The 2837-nt window shown below is 68.9% G+C and carries 3 protein-coding genes; all 3 read right to left on the bottom strand.

Features of this window, described 5'->3' with window-relative positions:
• The coding region (locus FDZ70_08795; GenBank protein ID TLM71657.1) for a hypothetical protein at nucleotides 1–493 on the bottom strand (493 nt) is incomplete at its 3' end.
• 15 nt (nucleotides 494–508) lie between these two features.
• On the bottom strand, nucleotides 509–2440 hold the full coding sequence (gene hflB / locus FDZ70_08790) for an ATP-dependent zinc metalloprotease FtsH (GenBank protein TLM71658.1): 1932 nt from the start codon (nucleotides 2438–2440) through the stop codon (nucleotides 509–511).
• Nucleotides 2441–2516: 76 nt separating this feature from the next.
• Nucleotides 2517–2837, bottom strand: a 321-nt coding sequence (locus tag FDZ70_08785; protein TLM71656.1) for a hypoxanthine phosphoribosyltransferase, incomplete at its 5' end; no start/stop codon positions are given.

The following is a 2837-nucleotide window of genomic DNA, read 5'->3' as shown; positions in this document are numbered from 1 at the left end:
GCCGCTGCCGCCCGACCGGCCCCGCATCGGGCGGCAGCGGCAGGTCGGCGAGCGCCGCCGCGTCCGCCGCCGGAGGGCCCTCCGCGCCGGCAGGACCCGGCAGCCGGAAGTCCAGGTACGCCTCGAGCCACTCGCGCGTCTCGCCCTCGAGCCGCGCACGGACCGCCGGCGACTTGCGCTCCCACAGATCGACGCCGCCGAAGTGCAGCACCGAGCCCCAGAAGCCGTGCCCGATCGTGTCCTGCAGCGCGTGGAGCCCGACGCCGAGGTGCGGGATGCTGCGCGCGGTCACCGCGTGCGCGAGGTACACGAGCGCGGTGCGGCGCGAGCCGAAGGGCACGAGGTGGTAGCGCTTGTTGGCCCACGCGTCCGCCCCGCTGAAGCCGCGGTCCGTGCGCACGTTCCAGCGCGCGACCTGTTCCGCCTCGTCATCGGTGAAGCCGGCCTGGAGCGCCCACTCGCGCGTGAGCGAGTAGTGCACGATGCCGTTCACGGGGCGACCTTCGCCCTACGCCTGGATGACGCCCTCGGGCGCCGACGGCGCAGGCGGCTCCTCGGCCTTCTTCTTGCGGGCGCGCTTCGGATGTTCCTCGGCGGCAGCGGCGGCTTCCTCGGCAGCCACGGCCTCATCGGCGAGGTACTCGTCCCATCGTCCGTCGAGCAGAGCCGCGAGCTCTTCCTTGTCGACCGTCTCGCGCTCGATGAGCACGCGGGCCATGAGGTCGAGCTGCTCGCGGCGCTCGGTCAGCACCTCGCGCGCCTTCTCGTAGGCCTCGTCGATGATGCGGCGGACCTCCTTGTCGATCTCGAAGGCGATCTCCTGCGAGTAGTCCGCGTTCGCCGAGAAGTCGCGGCCGAGGAAGACCTCATGCTGGCCCTCGCCGAACGTCTGTGGGCCGAGCTTCTCGGACATGCCGTAGCGCATGACCATCTGCTTCGCGGTCTTGGTGGCACGCTCGAGATCGGAGCTCGAACCGGTGGTGACGTCGCCGATCGCGATGTCCTCGGCGACGCGCCCGCCGAGCAGCATAGCGATGTCGTCGAGCATCTCGCCCTTGCGCGTGAGGAACTTGTCCTCCGTGGGCAGCGCCAGCGTGTAACCGAGCGCGCGTCCGCGCGACACGATCGAGATCTTGTGGATGGGGTCGGCGTTGGGCATCACGTGCCCGACGAGTGCGTGCCCGGACTCGTGGTACGCGATCACGCGCCTCTCCTCCTCGGAGATGACGCGCGCCTTGCGCTCAGGCCCTGAGATGACGCGCTCGATGGCCTCCTCGAGCTCCTCCATGTCGATGGCCTTCTTGCCATGCCGCGCGGCGAGCAGCGCCGCCTCGTTGATGAGGTTCGCGAGGTCCGCGCCGGTGAAGCCGGGCGTGCGGCGCGCGAGGATCTCGAGGTCGACGTCCTCGGCCAGGGGCTTGCCTTTCGCGTGGACCTTCAGGATGCCGTGACGGCCCTTGAGGTCGGGGCGGTCGACGACGATCTGCCGGTCGAAGCGCCCGGGGCGCAGCAGCGCCGGGTCGAGGATGTCGGGGCGGTTCGTGGCCGCGATGAGGATGACGTTGTCCTTCAGGTCGAAGCCGTCCATCTCGACGAGCAGCTGATTGAGCGTCTGCTCGCGCTCGTCGTGCCCACCGCCGAGGCCGGCGCCGCGCTGACGTCCGACCGCGTCGATCTCGTCGACGAAGATGATGCACGGGGCTGCGGCCTTGGCCTGCTCGAACAGGTCGCGCACGCGGGACGCGCCCACGCCCACGAACATCTCGACGAAGTCGGAACCCGAGATCGAGAAGAACGGCACCGCCGCCTCGCCGGCGACCGCGCGCGCGAGCAGCGTCTTGCCGGTGCCCGGAGGTCCGACGAGCAGGACGCCCTTGGGGATCTTCGCGCCGAGCGCCTGGAACTTGCCCGGGTTCGCGAGGTACTCTTTGATCTCCTCGAGCTCCTCGACCGCCTCGTCGCAGCCCGCGACGTCCTTGAAGGTGATGCGCGGCTGGTCGCGGGTCATGCGCTTGGCCTTGGCCTTGCCGAACGACATGATCTTGGAGTTGCCGCCCTGGAACTGCTGCATGAAGAAGAACAGGAAGAAGACGAGCGCGACGAACGGCAGCAGCTGCAGCAGGATCGTGCCCCATGGGACCGACTCGGACAGGTCGACCTCGTACTTGAGGCTGGGGTACTTGACCTTCGCGGCCTGCAACGACGCGTAGAACGCCTCGTCACCGGCGTACGTGGAGACGAACGCCTGCTGGCCGGCCTCGCCCTTGGCCTTGGCGGCGGCATCCGGGTACCAGACGCCGCTCATCCGGCCTTCCTTGGCCTTCGCGGCCAGTTCGACGATGCGCCCCTCGGACAGCGCCTGCTGGACCGCAGCGGTCTGAATCTCGGCGGGCGCGGGCGTGCCGACCTGCGCGAAGCGGCTCACGAAGAAGGCCGCCATGGCGATGAGCAGCAGGTAGAGCAGTGCGGTGCGTACGTTCTTGTTCACGCGATCCCTTTCGCGAGCGTCGGCGCTCTCACGCGCCGTGGATCTCCGGCTTGAGCACTCCCACATAGGGCAGGTTGCGGTAGTTCTCGGAGAAGTCGAGGCCGTAGCCCACGACGAACTCGTCGGGCACCTCGAAGCCGACGTACCGGCAGTCGATAGGTACCCGCTGCTTGTCCTTCTTGCTCATGAGCGCCACGACCTCGAGCGACTTCGGCCCGCGGCTCGCGAGGTTCTTCAGCAGGTACTTGAGCGTGAGTCCCGTGTCGAGGATGTCCTCGACGACCAGCACGTTGCGCCCCTCGAGGCTCTCATCGAGGTCCTTGAGGATGCGCACCACGCCCGAGGACTT

Source organism: Actinomycetota bacterium, assembly GCA_005774595.1.
In the GTDB taxonomy this organism is placed as follows: domain Bacteria; phylum Actinomycetota; class Coriobacteriia; order Anaerosomatales; family D1FN1-002; genus D1FN1-002.
Note: the sequence above shows the minus strand (reverse complement) of the source record. Positions and strands in the feature narration are given on the sequence as shown.